Origin of the sequence: Flavobacterium ginsenosidimutans, assembly GCF_003254625.1 — a bacterium.
GTDB classification, from domain to species: Bacteria; Bacteroidota; Bacteroidia; order Flavobacteriales; family Flavobacteriaceae; genus Flavobacterium; species Flavobacterium ginsenosidimutans.
In genome coordinates this window covers 82,324-100,769 of record NZ_QJRJ01000080.1, presented here as the reverse complement: position 1 = coordinate 100,769, position 18,446 = coordinate 82,324, and the positions used below count along the sequence as shown (strand labels likewise).

The window sequence follows — 18,446 nt, the reverse complement described above, 5'->3', positions numbered from 1 at the left end:
CTCACAATGATTAATAAAAATACTGTAATATATATAGCTGGACATAAAGGAATGGTTGGAAGTGCCATTTGGAGAAGTCTCACCGCAAAAGGTTATACAAATCTTATTGGAGCATCAAGCAAAGAATTAGATTTAAGAGACCAGAAAGCTGTTCGAGAATTTATACAAAACACAAAGCCAGATATTATTATAGATGCCGCGGCAAAAGTGGGAGGGATTTTGGCAAATAATGATTTTCCATATCAATTTTTGATGGAAAACATGCAGATTCAAAATAACCTTATCAGCGAAGCTCATAGTTTAGATGTCGAAAAATTCATTTTTTTAGGAAGCTCTTGCATTTATCCAAAATTAGCTCCGCAGCCATTAAAAGAAGATTATCTGTTAACGGCTTCTTTAGAAAAAACAAACGAATGGTATGCTTTGGCAAAAATTACAGGAGTAAAATTGTGCGAAGCTATTCGTAAGCAATACAATAAAGATTTTGTGAGTTTAATGCCAACAAACTTATACGGTATTCATGACAATTTCGATTTGACCAGTTCGCATGTTTTACCCGCTATGATTCGCAAATTTCACGAAGCTAAAGAAAGCAATAATGCACCCGTAATATTATGGGGAACAGGTACACCAATGCGTGAGTTCTTGTTTGTAGATGATATGGCAGAAGCAGTAGTTTTTGCGTTAGAAAATGAACTTCCTGAACATTTATATAATATTGGAACAGGAGAAGATTTAACCATTAAGGAACTTGCTGCTACAATTCAAAAAATTGTGGGACATACCGGAAATATTATCTGGGATGAAAGCAAGCCAGATGGAACACCACGAAAATTAATGGATGTTTCTAAAATGCACAGCATTGGCTGGAAACACCAAGTGACTTTAGAAGAAGGAATCCAGAAAACCTACAATTGGTTCCTAGAAAATATTGAAAGCTTAAAAGAAAATAGTTATTAATATTATCTATCCTTTTAATTAAAGATAACAAAAATAAATTTTGCAACATTGCAGCAGAACGCATTTGCACTTTATAATTAAATTATGAATAATCCGATACAAAAAACAGCATTCATCACAGGAATAACAGGGCAAGATGGAGCTTACTTAAGCGAATTTTTATTAGAAAAAGGATATATAGTTCATGGATTAAAAAGACGTACTTCTTTATTCAATACAGATCGAATTGATCATCTTTACCAAGATCCTCATGTAGAAAATAGAAACTTCATTTTACATTATGGTGACATGAGCGACAGTACAAATTTAACACGATTAATAAAGGAAATTCAGCCCGATGAAATCTATAATTTGGCAGCTATGAGTCATGTGGCAGTTTCATTTGAAACTCCTGAATATACAGGAAATGTAGATGCACTAGGAACTCTTAGAATTCTAGATGCTGTACGTTTGTTAGGATTAGAGAAAAAGACTAGAATCTATCAGGCATCAACTTCAGAATTATACGGTAAAGTTCAAGAAGTACCACAATCAGAAACAACTCCTTTTTATCCAAGATCACCTTATGCGGTTGCAAAAATGTATGCTTTTTGGATTACGGTAAATTATAGAGAAGCTTATGGAATGTATGCTTGCAATGGTATTTTATTCAATCATGAATCTCCTATTCGTGGAGAAACTTTTGTGACACGTAAGATTACTAGAGCAGCTTCAAGAATAGCTCTAGGTTTACAGAATAAATTGCATTTAGGAAATCTCGATGCGCAACGCGATTGGGGACATGCAAAAGATTATGTTCGAATGATGTGGATGATATTGCAGGCAGATGAACCTGAAGATTTTGTAATTGCCACAGGAAAAACAACTACAGTTCGAGAATTTGTTCAAATGAGTTTTGCAGAAGTAGGAATTGAACTAGAATTTAAAGGTGTGGGTGAAAACGAAAAAGGATATGTTATATCTTGTAATAATCCTGAATATCAGCTTCCAATTGGAAAAGAAGTATTAGCTGTAGATCCAAATTATTTTAGACCTACAGAAGTAGATTTACTTATTGGCGATCCAACAAAAGCTAAAACAAAATTAGGTTGGGAGTGTGAATACAAATTATCTGAATTAGTAAAAGAAATGATGCAATCTGATTTAAAACTGATGAGAAAAGAACAGCTTTTAAAAGAATGTGGCTTTACTATTTTAAATTACTACGAATAAAAAAATTAATTATCCTAATTAATTTAGAAACAGCCTTTTTTGTCTCTTAAAAAAGATTTTTAAATGAAAATCAAAAATATTTGTTGCTTGGGTGCGGGTTACGTAGGTGGTCCGACCATGTCTGTTATCGCGTTAAAATGTCCGGAAATTAAAGTTACAGTTGTAGATTTAAACGAAAGCCGAATTGCAGCTTGGAACAATGACGATTTAGATAAATTACCGGTTTACGAACCTGGACTTGCTGAAGTGGTTGACAAAGCAAGAGGGCGTAATTTATTTTTTTCGACTGAAGTTGATAGTGCAATAGAAGCTGCCGATATGATTTTTATAGCAGTAAATACTCCAACAAAAAACTATGGAGAAGGCAAAGGAATGGCTGCCGATTTAAAATTTGTAGAATTATGCGCCAGACAAATAGCCAGAATAGCTAAAAATGATAAAATCATAGTAGAAAAATCGACTCTTCCTGTAAGAACAGCCGAAACGTTACAGACTATTTTAGATCATACTGGAAACGGAGTTAAATTTGAAGTTCTTTCTAATCCTGAGTTTTTGGCTGAAGGAACAGCAATCAATGATTTATTGCATGCAGACCGTGTTTTAATTGGTGGGAAACAAACAGAAAGCGGTCAAAAAGCAATTCAAGCATTGGTTGATGTTTATGCGCATTGGTTATCTCCAAAACAGATTTTAACCACAAATGTATGGTCATCAGAATTATCAAAATTAACAGCCAACGCTTTTTTAGCACAAAGAATTTCTTCTATTAATGCTTTATCCGCGTTATGCGAAGCTACAGAAGCCGATGTTGATGAGGTTGCAACAGCAATTGGAACTGATAGCCGAATTGGACCAAAGTTTCTTAAAGCTTCAGTAGGTTTTGGAGGTTCTTGTTTTCAGAAGGATATTTTAAACTTAGTGTATTTGTGCCGTTATTTTAATCTGCCTGAAGTGGCTAATTATTGGGAACAGATTATTATTCTAAACGATTATCAAAAATACCGTTTTGCAAAAAAAATCATTAGTTCTCTTTTTAATACCGTCAGCGGAAAAAAAATAACTTTTTTAGGATGGGCATTTAAAAAAGATACAAATGACACTAGAGAATCGGCGGCTATTTATGTAGCAGAACATTTGATCGAAGACGGTGCAGAAATTCACGTTTATGATCCGAAAGTTTCTGAAGAAAAAATAAAAGCTGATATGAGCTATTTATGGGAATTAAAAGGATTTACAGAACAGAAAATTGAATCCAAACTAAAACAGATTTTTGTCTATAATTCAGCAGAAGACGCACTTCATCAGGCTCATGCGGTAGCGGTTTTAACTGAATGGGACGAATTCAAAACATACAATTGGAATTCGATTTTTATCAATATGTACAAGCCTGCTTTCATTTTTGACGGACGCAATATTTTGGATGCCGAAGAATTAACAGCAATTGGTTTTCAGGTTAAAGGAATTGGTAAAGGTTATATTCCTCAATTAAAAAGAGAACCTGTTTTTTAATCGTTTTATTTCTATTCTTTGAAAAATATTTTAATCAAACTTAAACAACATCCGAAGTATGATACAGTCATAAACTGGGGAAAATTAATTTCTATAATAGGAAGCGCTCAAATTATTGTACAACTTATCGGATTTGCTTCTGGAATTTTAATAATCCGTTTATTGCCTGTTCAGGAATATGCTTTTTATACTTTGGCCAATACAATGTTAGGAACAATGACCGTACTTGCCGATGGCGGTATAGGAACTGGCGTTATGGCGCAAGGTGGAAAAGTTTGGCAAGACAGACAAAAAATGGGCGTTGCTCTAGCAACAGGATTAGATTTAAGAAAGAAGTTTGCAATAGGGAGTTTAGCAGTATCAGTTCCAATTTTGTTTTATCTTTTGGTTCACAATGGAGCGAGCTGGATTACATCAATTCTTATTGCTTTGGCATTGATTCCAGCTTTTTATGCAGCTTTATCTGATTCGTTATTAGAAATTGTTCCAAAACTGAATCAAACTATTCTGCCATTGCAAAGAAATCAAGTAGAAGTAGGAGTTGGAAGATTGGTATTGTTGCTTGTAACAATGTTTATTTTTCCATTTTCGTTTGTAGCGATTTTAGCTGCAGGAATTTCTCGAATCTGGGGAAATGTTGGTTTAAGAAAAATCGTTTACGGTATGGCTGCCCAAAATCAGGAGCCAGACCCAGAAGTTAGCAATGAAATATTAAGTTTAGTTAGACGTATTTTACCAACATCTATTTACTATTGCCTATCAGGACAGATTACAATTTGGCTGATTTCTATTTTTGGTAATACCACTTCTTTGGCTCAATTGGGAGCTTTAGGAAGATTAAGCGTAATCTTAACTGTTTTGAGTGCCGTAATTAGCACATTGATTATTCCGCGTTTTGCCAAATTAGCACAAGATAAATATCTTTTATTAAAGCGTTTTTTTCAAATAATGGGACTTTTAATTGGGCTTCTAAGCGTCGTGATTTTTGTAGTTTATTTATTTCCAGCTCCAATTTTATGGCTGCTTGGAGATGCTTACAAAGGATTACCATTTGAGTTATTGCTAAGTATTATAAGCAGCTGTATTGGTTTATTAAGCGGAATAGTTTTTTACTTATACAGCGCAAGAGGATGGGCAATGTCGCCCGTAATTATGATTGGAGTCAATTTATTAACGATAATTGTTTTTGCCAGCCTTTTAGATCTCGGAAGTTTAAGAGGCGTTTTGTATTTCAATATAGGTTTGGGATTAGTGGGATTAATTCAGACTTCTGTGTTTTGTATTTATAATATTCTTGTAATAAAAAATAAACAACATGAAACGGCCCAATCAGATAGCGCTGATTTATAGTAAAGTAATTGGTATTAATCATTCGCTATCGTTTTATCTTTTGAAGATTAGAGGCTTACAAGGAGGCGACGATTCTAGAATAGAAAAGATTACCTGCAATTGGCCAAACAAATTAATAATAGGACATCAATGTAATATCGAAAATGGGGTCGATTTTAGAATTTTGAATCCTCTCAATGAAAGTTCATACATAAAATTAGGGAACAAGGTTTTTATTGGTCACGCCTGCGAATTTGTTTGTAACGAAAAAATTATCATCGGTAACAATTGCCTGATTGCGAGTAAAACGACAATTAACAATACTAGGCACGAGTATAAAGTCACGGCAAACATCAATACACAGCCTATTATAAGTGAAGCAATAATTTTAGAAGACGATGTCTCGATCGGAACCTCCTGCGTCATACTGCAAGGAGTTACAATAGGCACAGGTTCTATAGTTGCAGCAGGTTCAGTAGTAAATAAATCAATACCCGCGAATGAAGTTTGGGCAGGAGTACCAGCTCATTTTATAAAAAAAAGGACATAAGATATGATATCAGCAGTTTGCACCTTATTTGAAGGTCATTACCATTATGGAGTTGCTACGCTTTCAAATTCGCTATATACGCAGGGATTTCGCGGAACTATTTATGTTGGTTATCGAGGATCATTACCAAATTGGATCTCAAACGGTAAAAAAGAACCTGTTGGCAATTGGAAAGAAGCAATTACAATTCATCCTGTTGAAGGAATTGAGCTTGTTTTTTTACCGCTTGCCACTACATATAGCTTAACGAACTATAAACCTGATTTAATGCTGGAGCTGTGGGATGGTCCAGCAAAAGAAGCAGATGCATTGTTTTATTTTGATCCAGATATTGTTGTGGTTGATTCTTGGGCTTGTTTTGAACAATGGGTCAATTGCGGCGTAGCGGTTTGTGAAGATATTAATTCGCCTTTGCAGGAATTTCATCCGCGAAGACAAGGCTGGAGAAATTATTTCAAAAATTACAATATCGATTTGCAATTTAAAAATCAGATTTATGTAAACGGCGGTTTTGTTGGCGTGATTAGAAAAAATATTTTCTTTCTCAAATTGTGGGTAAAACTGCAAGAACGAATGGGAGATGCAATTGGCGGACTTGATAAATCTATTTTCCAAAATCAAATGCACAATTCGAGTATTTTAAAAATGGAAGGATTTCAGTTTTTTGATAAATCAGATCAAGATGCTCTAAATGCAACAATCGAAGCCTATCACGGGAATGTCAGTTATCTTGGAAAAGATGGAATGGGTTTTATTCCTGGCGAAGCAACCATGTTTCATGCATTAGGAAGTTCAAAACCTTGGCAAGTAAATCACTTTATCAGACTTTTTAAAGGAAGAATACCAAGAAAAGAAGATGTTGCTTACTGGGAATATACAAAAAGTCCAATTTTAGCACACTCTAAGCAGGAAATAAGAAAAAAACAGATGGCAATTAAAATAAGCAAGTTCTTAGGAAGATTTTATAAAGTTTAATGGAATAAAGAAAATCATGATTCCAAAAACAATACACATTTGCTGGTTTAGTGGAGAAGAATATCCTCCATTTATAAAAGAATGTATTGCTACTTGGAAAGTCAATATGCCTGACTGTAAAATTCGGGTTTGGGATAAAAATAGTTTTGATTTTGATTCTGTTTCTTTTGTAAAAGAAGCATTTCAGGCAAAGAAATGGGCATTTGCTGCAGATTACGTTCGTCTTTATGCAGTATACACAGAAGGCGGATTGTATTTAGATTCAGATGTGAAAATATTGAAACCTTTCAAAGAATCATGGTTCGAATATGATTTTTTTAGTGCTCATGAAATTCATCCGGGACATTTTGAAGAAGCAGGAGGAAAAGAGCTTTTAAACGCTTCTTTTTTACCAAAAAAACAAGGTGAAGCCATTATTGGTTTTGCAGTTCAAGGCGCCATTTTTGCCTCGATACCAAATCATCCTTATATAAAAGATTGTCTCGAAACATACCAGAATCTAAAGTTATTTGAAGACGACGGAACAATTGATTTAAAAAAAGTAATAATAGGTTCTGTAATTACCCCAATAGCAGAAAAATACGGATATACTTATCAGGATAAAGAACAAGTATTGAAAGAAAATATGCTTATTCTTCCATCCAATATATTAGTCGGAAATTCTATTTATTTAGACAAAGAATCATACGCTGTTCATCTCATAAACGGCAGCTGGAGAGATAAAAAAGGAATTGAAAAATTCCTGCACTTATTTAGAAATCAATATCCTCGCATATTTCCTTTTGTCAATTTTATTGATAAAGGTTTTAATAAAACATATCGAACAACCAAAAAAATAAAAAAAGTATCTCACAATAAAATAAGAACATTAATCAAAATAATTTCTTGGTAACAAAAGAAATTCTGATAGGTGAATTTTTTGTAAAAGTAACTTTTCTATAAAACCAATAACTAAATCAAAAATGGACATTCTTTTCATTTGCGGATCTGCCGAACTTGGCAATGATGGTGTGGGTGATTATACCCGCAGATTATGTGGTATGCTGATAAGATCAGGTCATAAAGCTGAGATTTTAGCTTTATGTGATCATCAGGCTCCTCTTTTTATTAGTGAAAATCAAGTAATAGAAGATACAGCTGTAATGGTGCACCGAATTCCAATTGCAGCCGATAATAAACAGCGTTTTGTGTACTTGCAGCGAATTCTAAAAGATCTTGAACCTGATTGTATTTCATTGCAATATGTTCCGTACAGCTTTAATCCGAAAGGATTGCCTTTCTGGCTGCCTTCTTATTTAAAAAAAATTAGAGGAAATCATAAATGGCACATTATGTTTCACGAATTGTGGCTTGGAATTGATGCAGAGTCTTCATTTAGACACAAATGCATTGGAAAATTACAGCAGTTAATTGCAAAAAAAATTGTTCAGAATACAAGAACACATGCTGTTAATACTCAAAATAAGCTTTATCAGTTCTTTCTTAAATCGCACAATATCAATGCAGAGATTTTGCCAATATGCGGAAACATACCTTTAACGGCAGTTAAAAAAGAAGCAGCAGAATTTGCACAATTTGTTTTATTTGGAACGATCCACAATGGAGCTCCTTTCAAAGATTTTATTGATGATTTAATTAAAAATACCACTTTTAATAAACCAATAAAATTTGTTTTCATTGGCAATAATGGCCCAGAATTAGGCAATTACAAAACAATTTTAGAAAGTTATAAAATACCTTATGAAGTGCTGGGCATCCAGTCTGAAGATGTAATATCTCAAGTGCTTTTAGATAGTGATTTTGGAATTTCTACAACGCCTTATTTCCAGACAGAAAAAAGTGGTGTTTATGCAGCTTACAAAGAACATCAAATCAATACGATTTCTATTTCTCGCAATTGGACTCCAACAAAAGGGCAATACGTAATACCACAAATAATTAAATATGAAAAAAATAATCTGAATATAATTCTGAATAAAGTTGAAGTTTCTGATTTGCCAAGCATTGCAACACAGTTTATTAATTCAATTTCATTAACATGAAAGTAATAGTGTCTCATCCAACTTTAAATGCAAATTCAAAAAACTTAGTAACTGGATTATTGAAAGATCAGCTGCTTTTTAAGTTGTTTACCTCTATTGCCATATTTCCGGGACAAGTATTATATAAATTAGGAAGTAATCCAAAGTTGAAAGATTTAAAAAGAAGAAGTTTAGACACAACTTGGAAACCTTATACAAAATCAAAATCTTTTTTTGAATTTGGACGTTTGTTGACTTCAAAAGCTAAACTGGATTTTTTAATCTCGCACGAAAAAGGTTTTTTCTGCATTGACAGAGTTTATCAAAAACACGATAAATGGGTGGCTAATACTTTAGCGAAAGCAAAAAAAAACGGATTATCTGGAGTATACGCTTTTGAAGATGGCGCGCTTTCTACTTTTGAAGAAGCAAAACAATTAGGACTTTATTGTATTTATGATCTCCCAATTGGTTATTGGAAAAGTGCACGTTCATTAATGCAGAAAGAATTTGAAATAAATCCAGATTGGTCGAGTACGCTTACAGGATTTAATGATTCATCAAAAAAACTGCGTAAAAAAGATAAAGAACTGGCTTTGGCAGATGTAATTTTTGTAGCAAGCAGTTTTACTAAAAAAACACTGGAAGATTATTCTGGGAAATTATCAGAAATAAAAGTGATTCCTTACGGTTTTCCAGAAGTTACTCAAAAAAAAGAATATCAGCCACTGAAAGATAGAAAGCTAAAAGTTTTGTTTATCGGCGGATTATCACAGCGAAAAGGAATTTCCTATTTATTTGATGCCATTGAAGGAATGCAAGACAAAGTAGAGTTAACGATTGTAGGGCAAAAATCGGTACCGAATTGTCAGGCGTTGAATACGGCTTTAGAAAAACACCATTGGATTCCGTCGCTTTCTCATGATCAGGTTTTAGCATGCATGCGCGAACATGATGTATTTGTTTTTCCTTCTCTTTTTGAAGGTTTCGGATTGGTAATTACAGAAGCAATGTCACAAGGAATTCCAGTAATTACAACAGATCGTACGGCAGGGCCAGATTTAATAAAAAATGGAGAAGATGGCTGGATTGTTCCGGCAGGTTCTTCTGAAGCATTGAAAGAAGTAATTAACAAGATACTTGAAAAACCAGAAATATTAGAACAAGCAGGAACTGCAGCTCAGAACAAAGCTAAAACTAGACCTTGGGCGGTTTACGGACAAGAAATGGCAGAAGCAGTTTCTTCTTTAAGTTTTACAAATAATTGGGAAAAATGGATTTAGCTATTGAACAAGTAGAAGTACAAGAATCAGATTATAAATACATTAAAATAGCCATTTGGATGTATTTTTTACTTTGGATTTTTGAAGGTGCTCTGCGTAAGTGGATTTTACCTAGTTTGGCTACGCCTTTATTAGTCGTACGCGATCCTATTGCGATTTATATTATTGGAAGAGCTTTATATCAGGGTATAAAATTTGTAAATTCTTATGTCATTTTTGGACTAATATTTACATTATTCGGACTCGCGTTGACCTTTACTTTTGGTCACGAAAATATATTTGTAGGCATTTATGGAGCCAGAATTATGCTGCTTCATTTTCCTGTGATTTTTATAATTGGTCAGGTTTTTACAAAAGAGGATGTGCTGAAAATAGGCAGGTTTCTTCTAGTAATAAATATCCTAATGACGATAATTGTTTATTTTCAATTTACAAGTCCGCAGAGCGCTTTTATAAATGTTGGTATTGGAGGAGAAGGAAGTGCAGGATTTTCTGGAGCAATGGGATATAGCAGACCTCCAGGAACATTTTCGTTTATATCCGGACTATCGATTTTTTATACAGCAGTCTCTGTTTTTGTCTTTTACTTTTGGCTGTCAAAAGATCGTTGTTCCAAAATTTTACTTTACGCAAGTACCATTTCTTTAATTATTGCTTTACCGTTAACGATCTCTAGAGGCGCCGTTGTAGCTGTAGCCATAGTGGGTTTATTTGCGATAATAGCTTCAGTAACAACAGGAAAAATGTTATTTAAATTAATAATCATTATTGCTGTTTTATCGCTTGTATTTATTTTTCTTCAAAAATATTCAAGCATTTTTAGTTTAGGTACAGAAGTATTTATGGATCGTGTTGATACTGTAAATAAAGTAAATGGCGGAGGTTTAAAAGATTCCATTCTTTTAAGAGCCTTAAATGAATTTCTTGGACCACTTTCAGATTTATTTGATCAGCCAATGTTTGCAGGAAATCTAGGAATGGGAACAAATGCAGGCGCTCAAATGATGACGGGCAAGACATCTTTTTTAGTTTCAGAAACTGAGTTTGGGCGTTTGGGCGGCGAACAAGGAATTATTTTTGGAGGCGGACTAATGGTTTTACGTATAGTTTTAGCACTAAGTATGGCGATTACGGCTTTTAGATTGCCACACGAAAAAAAATTGCTTCCTTTTATTCTTTGCGGAGCGGCTTGTATCGCAATATCTCAAGGACAATGGGCGCAGCCAAGTATTTTAGGATATGCAGTTATTATGGCGGGCTTAGTAATAGCCAGCATTAAAAAAGAGGAAAATACATTTCAGAAAGAAGTTTTATGATGTCTCAAATAATTCTAATTGGTAATTATAAACCTGACAAGCAGTTTAGCATGCAGATTTTTGAATCACTAATGTCGGAAGGGTATAGTAAATCAAAAATTAATGTTAGCGCTATTCGGCCGCGTGAAATATTTAGAAAGCTGAGTTTCAATAAACCTAGTTTAGAAAAATGGCTGGCTTATGTTGATAAATTCTTTGTTTTCCCAATTGAGCTTTTATCTTTCAGAAGTATAAATTTTGTTTTGCGAAGACCCGTAAACTATCATATTTGCGATCATTCAAATGCTTTTTATCTTTATTTTTTGCCTAAAAATAAAACCATAATAACTTGTCATGATGTTTTAGCAATAAGAGCTGGACTTGGTTTTGCAGACACTTATTGTTATGCAACAAAATCTGGACAGGTTTTACAAAGGATAATTTTGAATGCCTTATGCACCGCAAAAAAACTGGCAACGGTATCTGAATTTACATTAAATCAATTATTAGAAATTGATAATAAACCGGATAGAAACAAAAAATGGATAACAATTCATAATGCTGTATCTGAAAAATTTCTGCCTTTGCCGGAAGATAAAATTCAAGAAGTGCTTAAAAAATATCAGCAGTTAAAAGGCAAAGAAATTATTCTGCACGTAGGTTCTGATTTGGAACGCAAAAACAGAAAACTTCTTGTCAACATGATGTATGAATTGCAAAATGACTGGAATGGAATTTTAGTTTTAGCTGGAGAGAAATTAAATGCTGAATTGCAAGAGTTAATTCAAAAACTAGAAATTTCAAATCGAGTTTTGCACATACAAAATCCTAGCGACGACGAAATTGTAGCACTTTATTCAATATCGAAAGCAATGATTTTTCCATCATATTCAGAAGGATTTGGTTGGCCAATAATTGAAGCACAAGCTTGCGGATCTCCTGTAATTACAACAAACAAAGCGCCTATGATGGATGAGGTAGGAGGAAATGCTGCACTTTATGCTGATCCTGATGATCCTACTGCTTTTGTAATGCAATTTAGAAAATTCGAAGACAAAAAATTTAGAGACGAAATCATACAGAAAGGTTATAAAAATGCAAAACGATTTGATTTTGATAATACCATTCGTCAATATGTTGAATTAATTAAAAATTAAGGATGATAGTGCTAAAAATATTAACCGTTTTGTCGCCTTGGCCATTAAAGCGATTTATGCTAGTCCAATTTTTTAAATACGAAATTGACAGATCATCCAGAATTGGTTTTTCTTGGATTTTTCCTAAAAAACTAATTATGGATTCGAATGCTTACATCGGTAATTTTAATGTAGCAGTGCATTTAGATTTATTGAAAATAGGAAAACATTCCAGTATTGCTCGTGGCAATTGGATTACAGGATTTCCAACCAATACAGATTCGAAACATTTTTCACATCAAAAAGATCGACAATCAAATTTGATTATTGGCGAACATTCAGCAATTACAAAAAATCATCATATAGATTGCACGAACATAATTCAAGTTGGAAATTTTGTTACAGTAGCCGGTTATTCTAGTCAATTGCTAACACATTCCATTAATATCGAATTAAATATTCAAGACAGTAATCCGATCACAATTGGCGATTATTGTTTTGTTGGAACAGCATCAACGATTTTAGGCGGAGCAGCTTTACCTGCATATTCTGTTCTTGGTGCAAATGCATTGTTAAACAAAAACTTTACTACTCCATACCGATTGTATGGAGGAAACCCAGCAAAAGAAATCAAAGAGTTACCCAAAGAATATAAATATTTTAATAGAGAAACAGGCTTTGTTTATTAAAATAAATCTCCCACAACCAAAAAACAACCATACCATGAAAGTAATTCATTATATAGCCAGTATTGATAAAAGCGGCGGAGGAACAACAGAATATATGCGGCTTTTGAGCAAAGTATTAAAAGATGTAACATCATTTAGTATTGCGACAGGACTATCTAAAGAACCCATTGCAATTGAAGGCGTTCAGATAAAATTTTTCAATAACAAAATGACGCGCTGGTTTTCTTTAATCAATGAATATCGCGCTTATCTTGAAGAAGAATGTCCAGATATTGTTCATATTAACGGAATCTGGAGTCCTCAAAACTGGGCTTTTCAAAACGAAGCTCAAAAACTTGGTATTAAAGTAATTGTTTCGCCACACGGAATGCTTGAACCTTGGATTTTGGCTCATAATCCGATAAAGAAAAAAATTGCCTTGTTTTTATACCAAAAAAGTGCTTTGAAAAAATCGCTTTGCCTTCATGCAACAGCTCAAATGGAAGCCGAAAATCTTCAGGCTCTTGGTTTTAAAAACCCAATTCATATTATTCCAAACGGAATTCATTTGAGAGATGTTAAAAAACTGAAGGAAAAATATGGGACAAAGAAAATGATATTCATGTCTCGAATTCATCCTAAAAAAGGAATAGAATTATTGCTAGATGCTTGGAGAACCAGTAACACAGAAGGCTGGACACTCGAAATTGCAGGAAGCGGAGAAGAAGAATATGTAATTAGTTTGATTCAGAGTACGGTAGATTTAGAAAATGTACATTTTGTTGGTCCAAAATACGGTGAAGAAAAATGGGATTTTTTACGCTCTGCCGATGTAATGGTACTTCCAACTCACAGTGAAAATTTCGGAATCGTTGTGGCTGAAGCTTTGGCGGTAGCTGTACCCGTAATAACGACTCACGGAACGCCTTGGGAAGATTTAGAAATACACAAATGTGGCTGGTGGATCGATCTTTCGGTTACAAATTTAGAAAAAGCTTTATTTAAAGTTTTTAATGCGCCAACAATGCTTTTGGAAATGATGGGCAAACACGGACGAGATTTAATTGTCAAAAAATACGATATAAAAACAGTCGGAAAAAAAATGGTCGAATTATATAATACGATGTAAAAGAATGAAAATAACAATAGTTCAAGGTGCCTTTTTTCCTGTACCTCCCTTGCTGGGCGGAGCTGTAGAAAAAATGTGGTATGGTCTGGCAAAAGAATTTGTTAATAAAGGGCACGAAGTAAATTATATTTCCAAATCATATAAAGGGTTTTTAGATGTTGAAAATGATGGAGGGATTAATCACATAAGAGTTAAAGGTTATAAAGTGCCGTCATCAGGAATTTTTCTTAAGGTTCTGGATTTTTTTTACACTTTAAAAGCAGTCCGAAAAATATCAAAAAGCACAGATATAATTGTTTCGAATACTTTCTGGTTGCCAATTCTTCTGCCTTCCAACCAAAAGAAAAAGTGCATGATTGATGTGGCTAGAATGCCAAAAGGGCAAATGAAATTTTACACAAAAAGTGCCAGATTAAGAGCCAATTCGAGCCCAGTTGCAAAAGCAATAAAAGACGAAATCAAAAAAGAATATTTTGATAAAGTGGTAATGATTCCAAATACATTGCCTTTTAGAAATTCAAAAACTATTGATTTTTCGAAAAAAGAAAAAACAATACTTTACACCGGAAGAATTCATCCAGAAAAAGGTTTAGATATTTTAATTGAAGCATTTGCAGCTTTGGATGCTAAAGGATGGCAGTTACTTATTGTAGGACCTTATTCTACAGAAACTGGCGGAGGCGGAGAATCTTATCTGCACGAATTAAAAGTTTTGGCTATAAACAGCAATGTAAGATTTCTTGAGCCTGTTTTTGATATCGAGAAATTAAATGAAATCTATGCAAAAGCCTCAATATTTGTTTATCCGTCGGTAGCAGAACAAGGAGAAACATTTGGAGTTTCGCCTTTAGAAGCCATGAGCTGGGGATGCGCAACGATTGTTTCCAATTTAGATTGTTTCAAAGATTTTTTAATTCATGAAAAAAACGGTTTGTGTTTCGATCATCGAGTAGAAAATCGAGTAGAAATTTTGAATGCTTATTTGAGAGATCTAATAGAAAATCCAAATCGGATCAATGATTTAGCCAGAGCTGGATTGATGGTAAATGAGACACATTCTAATGAAAAGTTAGCGGCTGAATTTTTAACCGAATTCGAGTCAATCAAAATCAAACAATAAAAACAATGGAACAAGAATATTCACAGAATTCCCCTTACGATTCGCCTTGGTCATTTTCGCAGCGAATTAAAATGATACTTTGGGAATATGTCTGGTTATTGTTTTGCAGTTGGACCCCAAAACCCGCTAATCGGTGGAGATTATTTTGGCTCAAATTGTTTGGATGTAAAATTTACGGAAAACCATTTGTGCACCAAAGAGCAAGAATTCAAATTCCGTGGAATCTAATTTTACATGATTTTGCCTGTCTTGGTGATCGTGCCAATGCTTACACACTTGGACTTGTAGAAATTTTTGAACACGCCACTGTTGGTCAGGAAGTATATTTATGTACTGGAACTCATGCTTTTGATAAGCCTGAAATGAATTTAATAACAAAGAAAATTACCATACAAAAAGGTGTTTTTATTGGTGTAAGGGCTATAATCATGCCTGGAGTGACAATTGGAGAAAATGCCATTGTAGGCGCAGGAAGTTTAGTGACCAAAAATGTCGAGAAAAATACTATTGTAGCGGGTAATCCTGCCAAATTTATAAAATCTAGAAGCTTTGAATAAAATTCCTATTTCCGTAATCGTTTCTGTTAAGAACGAAGCTAAGAATTTACCATCATGTTTGGATAAATTAAAGCGATTTTCTCAAGTAATTATAGTTGATTCTGGAAGTACTGATGATACTATAACGATAGCAACTGCTATGGGAGCAGAAGTGCTGCAGTTTAATTGGAATGGAAAATTTCCAAAAAAAAGAAATTGGGCGCTTCAGAATGCAAATCTTCTCAACGAATGGATTTTGTTTCTTGACGCTGACGAATTTGTTACTGACGAATTTGTCAACGAAATAGCAATAAAAACCCAAGATCCTAATTATAACGGCTATACAATTCAGTTTGAAAACTATTTCATGGGTCGAAAACTGAAATATGGTTATGGATTTAAAAAGTCAGCTCTTTTTAAAAAATCAAAAGGAGCTTACGAAAAAATCGAAGAAGATTTATGGAGCCATTTAGATATGGAAGTGCACGAACATCCTATTATTGAAGGTAAAGTTGGGCTTATTTCGGCAAAAGTGATTCATAAGGATTTTAGAAATTTAGAGCATTATATCGATAAACACAATGCTTATTCTACCTGGGAAGCACAAAGATATTTACAGCTTAAGCAGTCTAAAAATGAGCTTTTATCTTTAAATCAAAAAATTAAATACGGACTTCTTAATACAGGATTACTGCCAGTTGTTTATTTTATGGGCGCTTACTTTTTAAAATTAGGCTTTTTAGATGGCAAAGAAGGATTTTATCTGGCGCGCTTTAAGTCACATTACTTTTTTCAGATTCAAACTAAAATTGATTTAATCAAAAACAAATAGAATTTAAAAATGAAAAGAATATTGATAACAGGAGGAGCTGGTTTTGTAGGATCTCATTTGTGCAAAAGGTTATTAAATGAGGGCAATGAAGTAATTTGTTTAGACAATTATTTTACTGGAGCAAAATCTAATATTATAGAATTGCTGGATAATCCATACTTCGAAATGGTTCGCCATGACATAACAGAATCATACTATGCCGAAGTTGATGAAATTTATAATCTAGCTTGTCCTGCGTCTCCTGTACATTACCAATATAATCCGATTAAAACGATAAAAACTTCTGTAATGGGAGCTATTAACGTGTTAGGATTGGCAAAACGTGTGAATGCTAAAGTGCTTCAGGCCAGTACGAGTGAGGTTTATGGAGATCCTTTGGTACATCCTCAAACCGAAAATTATTGGGGACATGTTAATCCAATTGGTATTCGTTCCTGTTATGATGAAGGAAAACGATGTGCGGAAACTTTATTTATGGATTATCACAATCAAAATAAAGTGGCAATCAAAATCATCAGAATCTTCAATACCTACGGACCAAATATGAATCCAGGAGATGGAAGAGTGGTTTCGAATTTTATCGTTCAGGCTTTGCAAGGAAAAGACATTACCATTTTTGGTGATGGATTGCAAACGCGCTCTTTTCAATACGTTGATGATTTAGTAGAAGGCATGGTAAGAATGATGAATTCTGAAAAAGATTTTTTAGGACCAGTTAACTTAGGAAATCCAAATGAGTTTACCATGTTAGAATTGGCGCAAGCTATTATTGAACTGACCAATTCGAAATCGAAAATTATTTATCTAGATCTTCCGCAAGACGATCCCAAACAAAGACAGCCAGATATTTCTTTGGCAAAAAATAAATTGAACGGTTGGGAGCCTAAAATTCAATTGCGTGAAGGTTTGGTTTCGACAATTAGTTATTTCGAAAAGTTATTGTTAAATCAATGATTTTCTTTTTTAAAATTTCCTTATTAAGGACATTAATATTCAAAAATTAGGGTTTTAACGAGGATTGTGGTGCTTCGTCGAGAACTTTTTTTAGTGGCATTCTTTTGTTTTAGCTTTACCTTATAATTATGAAAAATTTTCACCTTAAAATGTAATTATTATGAGAATTACCATAATCACAGTCTGTTATAACAGAAAAGCTACGATTGAAAAAGCGATCAAAAGTGTATTGTCTCAAAATTATCCTGATATCGAATACATAATTGTTGATGGCAATTCTAAAGACGGAACAAAAGAAATTATTGAGTCTTATCGTGATAAAATAAGCCAATTTATTTCTGAACCTGACAAAGGTATGTACGACGCAATAAACAAAGGATTAAAACTGGCAACCGGAGATGTAATTGGACTTATGCATTCTGACGATGAGTTTTTTGATAAAAAAGCTATTTCAAGAATTGCAGCTCGTTTTAATGCCGATTCTTCGATAGATGGTATTTATGGTGACGGTGTTTACGTGACCAACGATACAGACGAGCGTTTGGTTCGTGATAGAATTGGAGGCGTTTTTAGTCTTAAAAAAGTAAAAGGCGGATGGCTGCCTCTGCATCCAACAGTTTATTTGAAAAAAGATATCATCGATAAACATGGTTTATACAATCTTGATTTTAAAATAGCGTCTGATACAGAATTTTTGCTTCGCTACTTGTACAAATACAAAATCAAGATGAGTTACATCGACAAGTATATTGTAAAGATGAGAATGGGAGGTATGAGTACCAGTTTTAAAACTGCTCTTGAAGTGCTGAATGAAGATTATAAAATCTATAAATATCATGGTTTAACTGCAGTTCAGGCTGTATTTCTTAAAAAGAGTATGGCTTTGAGGCAGTACATTACTCATTAATAAAAAAGATAAATACTATTCATTTTAGTT

At 33.7% G+C, this 18,446-nt stretch carries 18 protein-coding genes; all 18 read left to right on the top strand.

From position 1 onward, the window contains the following. Positions 1-9 precede the first annotated feature (9 nt). The gene (locus DM444_RS16780) at positions 10-960 is read left to right on the top strand and encodes a GDP-L-fucose synthase family protein (RefSeq protein ID WP_111289254.1); all 951 of its coding nucleotides are present in this window, start codon (positions 10-12) and stop codon (positions 958-960) included. An 84-nt stretch (positions 961-1,044) separates the two neighbouring features. Beyond that, on the top strand, positions 1,045-2,172 hold the full coding sequence (gene gmd / locus DM444_RS16775) for a GDP-mannose 4,6-dehydratase (RefSeq protein ID WP_111288712.1): 1,128 nt from the start codon (positions 1,045-1,047) through the stop codon (positions 2,170-2,172). Positions 2,173-2,235: 63 nt separating this feature from the next. Beyond that, positions 2,236-3,681 carry a UDP-glucose 6-dehydrogenase gene (locus tag DM444_RS16770; RefSeq protein ID WP_111288710.1) on the top strand — a complete coding sequence of 482 codons (1,446 nt, stop codon included), beginning with the start codon at positions 2,236-2,238 and terminating at the stop codon, positions 3,679-3,681. A gap of 18 nt (positions 3,682-3,699) precedes the next feature. Beyond that, positions 3,700-5,031, top strand: coding sequence for an MATE family efflux transporter (locus DM444_RS16765; RefSeq protein WP_111288708.1), 1,332 nt, complete (start codon positions 3,700-3,702; stop codon positions 5,029-5,031). Beyond that, positions 4,997-5,560 (top strand): acyltransferase, encoded by a 564-nt coding sequence (locus tag DM444_RS16760; protein ID WP_111288706.1) that lies wholly within the window; start codon positions 4,997-4,999, stop codon positions 5,558-5,560. Before DM444_RS16765 ends, DM444_RS16760 begins: the two co-directional genes overlap by 35 nt. 3 nt (positions 5,561-5,563) lie before the next feature. Continuing rightward, positions 5,564-6,535: a hypothetical protein gene (locus DM444_RS16755; protein ID WP_111288704.1), complete on the top strand. Its 972-nt coding sequence runs from the start codon at positions 5,564-5,566 to the stop codon at positions 6,533-6,535. Positions 6,536-6,551: 16 nt separating this feature from the next. Next, on the top strand, positions 6,552-7,427 hold the full coding sequence (locus DM444_RS16750) for a glycosyltransferase family 32 protein (protein ID WP_111288702.1): 876 nt from the start codon (positions 6,552-6,554) through the stop codon (positions 7,425-7,427). 70 nt (positions 7,428-7,497) lie between these two features. Beyond that, positions 7,498-8,577, top strand: coding sequence for a glycosyltransferase family protein (locus tag DM444_RS16745; protein WP_111288700.1), 1,080 nt, complete (start codon positions 7,498-7,500; stop codon positions 8,575-8,577). Then, positions 8,574-9,839: a glycosyltransferase family 4 protein gene (locus DM444_RS16740; RefSeq protein ID WP_111288698.1), complete on the top strand. Its 1,266-nt coding sequence runs from the start codon at positions 8,574-8,576 to the stop codon at positions 9,837-9,839. The genes DM444_RS16745 and DM444_RS16740 overlap by 4 nt, the downstream gene beginning before the upstream one ends. Then, positions 9,830-11,155 carry a hypothetical protein gene (locus tag DM444_RS16735; RefSeq protein ID WP_111288696.1) on the top strand — a complete coding sequence of 442 codons (1,326 nt, stop codon included), beginning with the start codon at positions 9,830-9,832 and terminating at the stop codon, positions 11,153-11,155. Before DM444_RS16740 ends, DM444_RS16735 begins: the two co-directional genes overlap by 10 nt. Next, entirely contained in the window at positions 11,152-12,291 is a 1,140-nt protein-coding gene (locus DM444_RS16730; protein ID WP_111288694.1) for a glycosyltransferase family 4 protein, read from the top strand. Before DM444_RS16735 ends, DM444_RS16730 begins: the two co-directional genes overlap by 4 nt. A gap of 137 nt (positions 12,292-12,428) precedes the next feature. Next, the gene (locus DM444_RS16725; protein WP_239455701.1) at positions 12,429-12,959 is read left to right on the top strand and encodes an acyltransferase; all 531 of its coding nucleotides are present in this window, start codon (positions 12,429-12,431) and stop codon (positions 12,957-12,959) included. 34 nt (positions 12,960-12,993) lie between these two features. Then, complete coding sequence (locus DM444_RS16720; protein WP_111289252.1) at positions 12,994-14,067, top strand: glycosyltransferase; 1,074 nt, start codon at positions 12,994-12,996, stop codon at positions 14,065-14,067. 4 nt (positions 14,068-14,071) lie between these two features. Continuing rightward, a complete protein-coding gene (locus tag DM444_RS16715; RefSeq protein ID WP_111288690.1) occupies positions 14,072-15,187 on the top strand; it encodes a glycosyltransferase family 4 protein in 1,116 nt (371 codons plus the stop codon). 5 nt (positions 15,188-15,192) lie between these two features. Then, positions 15,193-15,744 carry a DapH/DapD/GlmU-related protein gene (locus tag DM444_RS16710; protein ID WP_111288688.1) on the top strand — a complete coding sequence of 184 codons (552 nt, stop codon included), beginning with the start codon at positions 15,193-15,195 and terminating at the stop codon, positions 15,742-15,744. Then, complete coding sequence (locus DM444_RS16705; RefSeq protein WP_111288686.1) at positions 15,737-16,555, top strand: glycosyltransferase family 2 protein; 819 nt, start codon at positions 15,737-15,739, stop codon at positions 16,553-16,555. The genes DM444_RS16710 and DM444_RS16705 overlap by 8 nt, the downstream gene beginning before the upstream one ends. A gap of 9 nt (positions 16,556-16,564) precedes the next feature. After that, complete coding sequence (locus DM444_RS16700; protein ID WP_111288684.1) at positions 16,565-17,509, top strand: UDP-glucuronic acid decarboxylase family protein; 945 nt, start codon at positions 16,565-16,567, stop codon at positions 17,507-17,509. Between the two features lie 160 nt (positions 17,510-17,669). Continuing rightward, entirely contained in the window at positions 17,670-18,416 is a 747-nt protein-coding gene (locus tag DM444_RS16695) for a glycosyltransferase family 2 protein (protein WP_111288682.1), read from the top strand. Positions 18,417-18,446 lie beyond the last annotated feature (30 nt).

Excerpts from the sequence above, each read along its gene's own strand:
- gmd (WP_111288712.1), top strand. The coding sequence starts at position 1,045 with ATGAATAATCCGATACAAAAAACAGCATTCATCACAGGAATAACAGGG.
- DM444_RS16770 (WP_111288710.1), top strand. The coding sequence starts at position 2,236 with ATGAAAATCAAAAATATTTGTTGCTTGGGTGCGGGTTACGTAGGTGGT.
- DM444_RS16760 (WP_111288706.1), top strand. The coding sequence starts at position 4,997 with ATGAAACGGCCCAATCAGATAGCGCTGATTTATAGTAAAGTAATTGGT.
- DM444_RS16755 (WP_111288704.1), top strand. The coding sequence starts at position 5,564 with ATGATATCAGCAGTTTGCACCTTATTTGAAGGTCATTACCATTATGGA.
- DM444_RS16750 (WP_111288702.1), top strand. The coding sequence starts at position 6,552 with ATGATTCCAAAAACAATACACATTTGCTGGTTTAGTGGAGAAGAATAT.
- DM444_RS16745 (WP_111288700.1), top strand. The coding sequence starts at position 7,498 with ATGGACATTCTTTTCATTTGCGGATCTGCCGAACTTGGCAATGATGGT.
- DM444_RS16740 (WP_111288698.1), top strand. The coding sequence starts at position 8,574 with ATGAAAGTAATAGTGTCTCATCCAACTTTAAATGCAAATTCAAAAAAC.
- DM444_RS16735 (WP_111288696.1), top strand. The coding sequence starts at position 9,830 with ATGGATTTAGCTATTGAACAAGTAGAAGTACAAGAATCAGATTATAAA.
- DM444_RS16730 (WP_111288694.1), top strand. The coding sequence starts at position 11,152 with ATGATGTCTCAAATAATTCTAATTGGTAATTATAAACCTGACAAGCAG.
- DM444_RS16725 (WP_239455701.1), top strand. The coding sequence starts at position 12,429 with ATGGATTCGAATGCTTACATCGGTAATTTTAATGTAGCAGTGCATTTA.
- DM444_RS16720 (WP_111289252.1), top strand. The coding sequence starts at position 12,994 with ATGAAAGTAATTCATTATATAGCCAGTATTGATAAAAGCGGCGGAGGA.
- DM444_RS16715 (WP_111288690.1), top strand. The coding sequence starts at position 14,072 with ATGAAAATAACAATAGTTCAAGGTGCCTTTTTTCCTGTACCTCCCTTG.
- DM444_RS16710 (WP_111288688.1), top strand. The coding sequence starts at position 15,193 with ATGGAACAAGAATATTCACAGAATTCCCCTTACGATTCGCCTTGGTCA.
- DM444_RS16700 (WP_111288684.1), top strand. The coding sequence starts at position 16,565 with ATGAAAAGAATATTGATAACAGGAGGAGCTGGTTTTGTAGGATCTCAT.
- DM444_RS16695 (WP_111288682.1), top strand. The coding sequence starts at position 17,670 with ATGAGAATTACCATAATCACAGTCTGTTATAACAGAAAAGCTACGATT.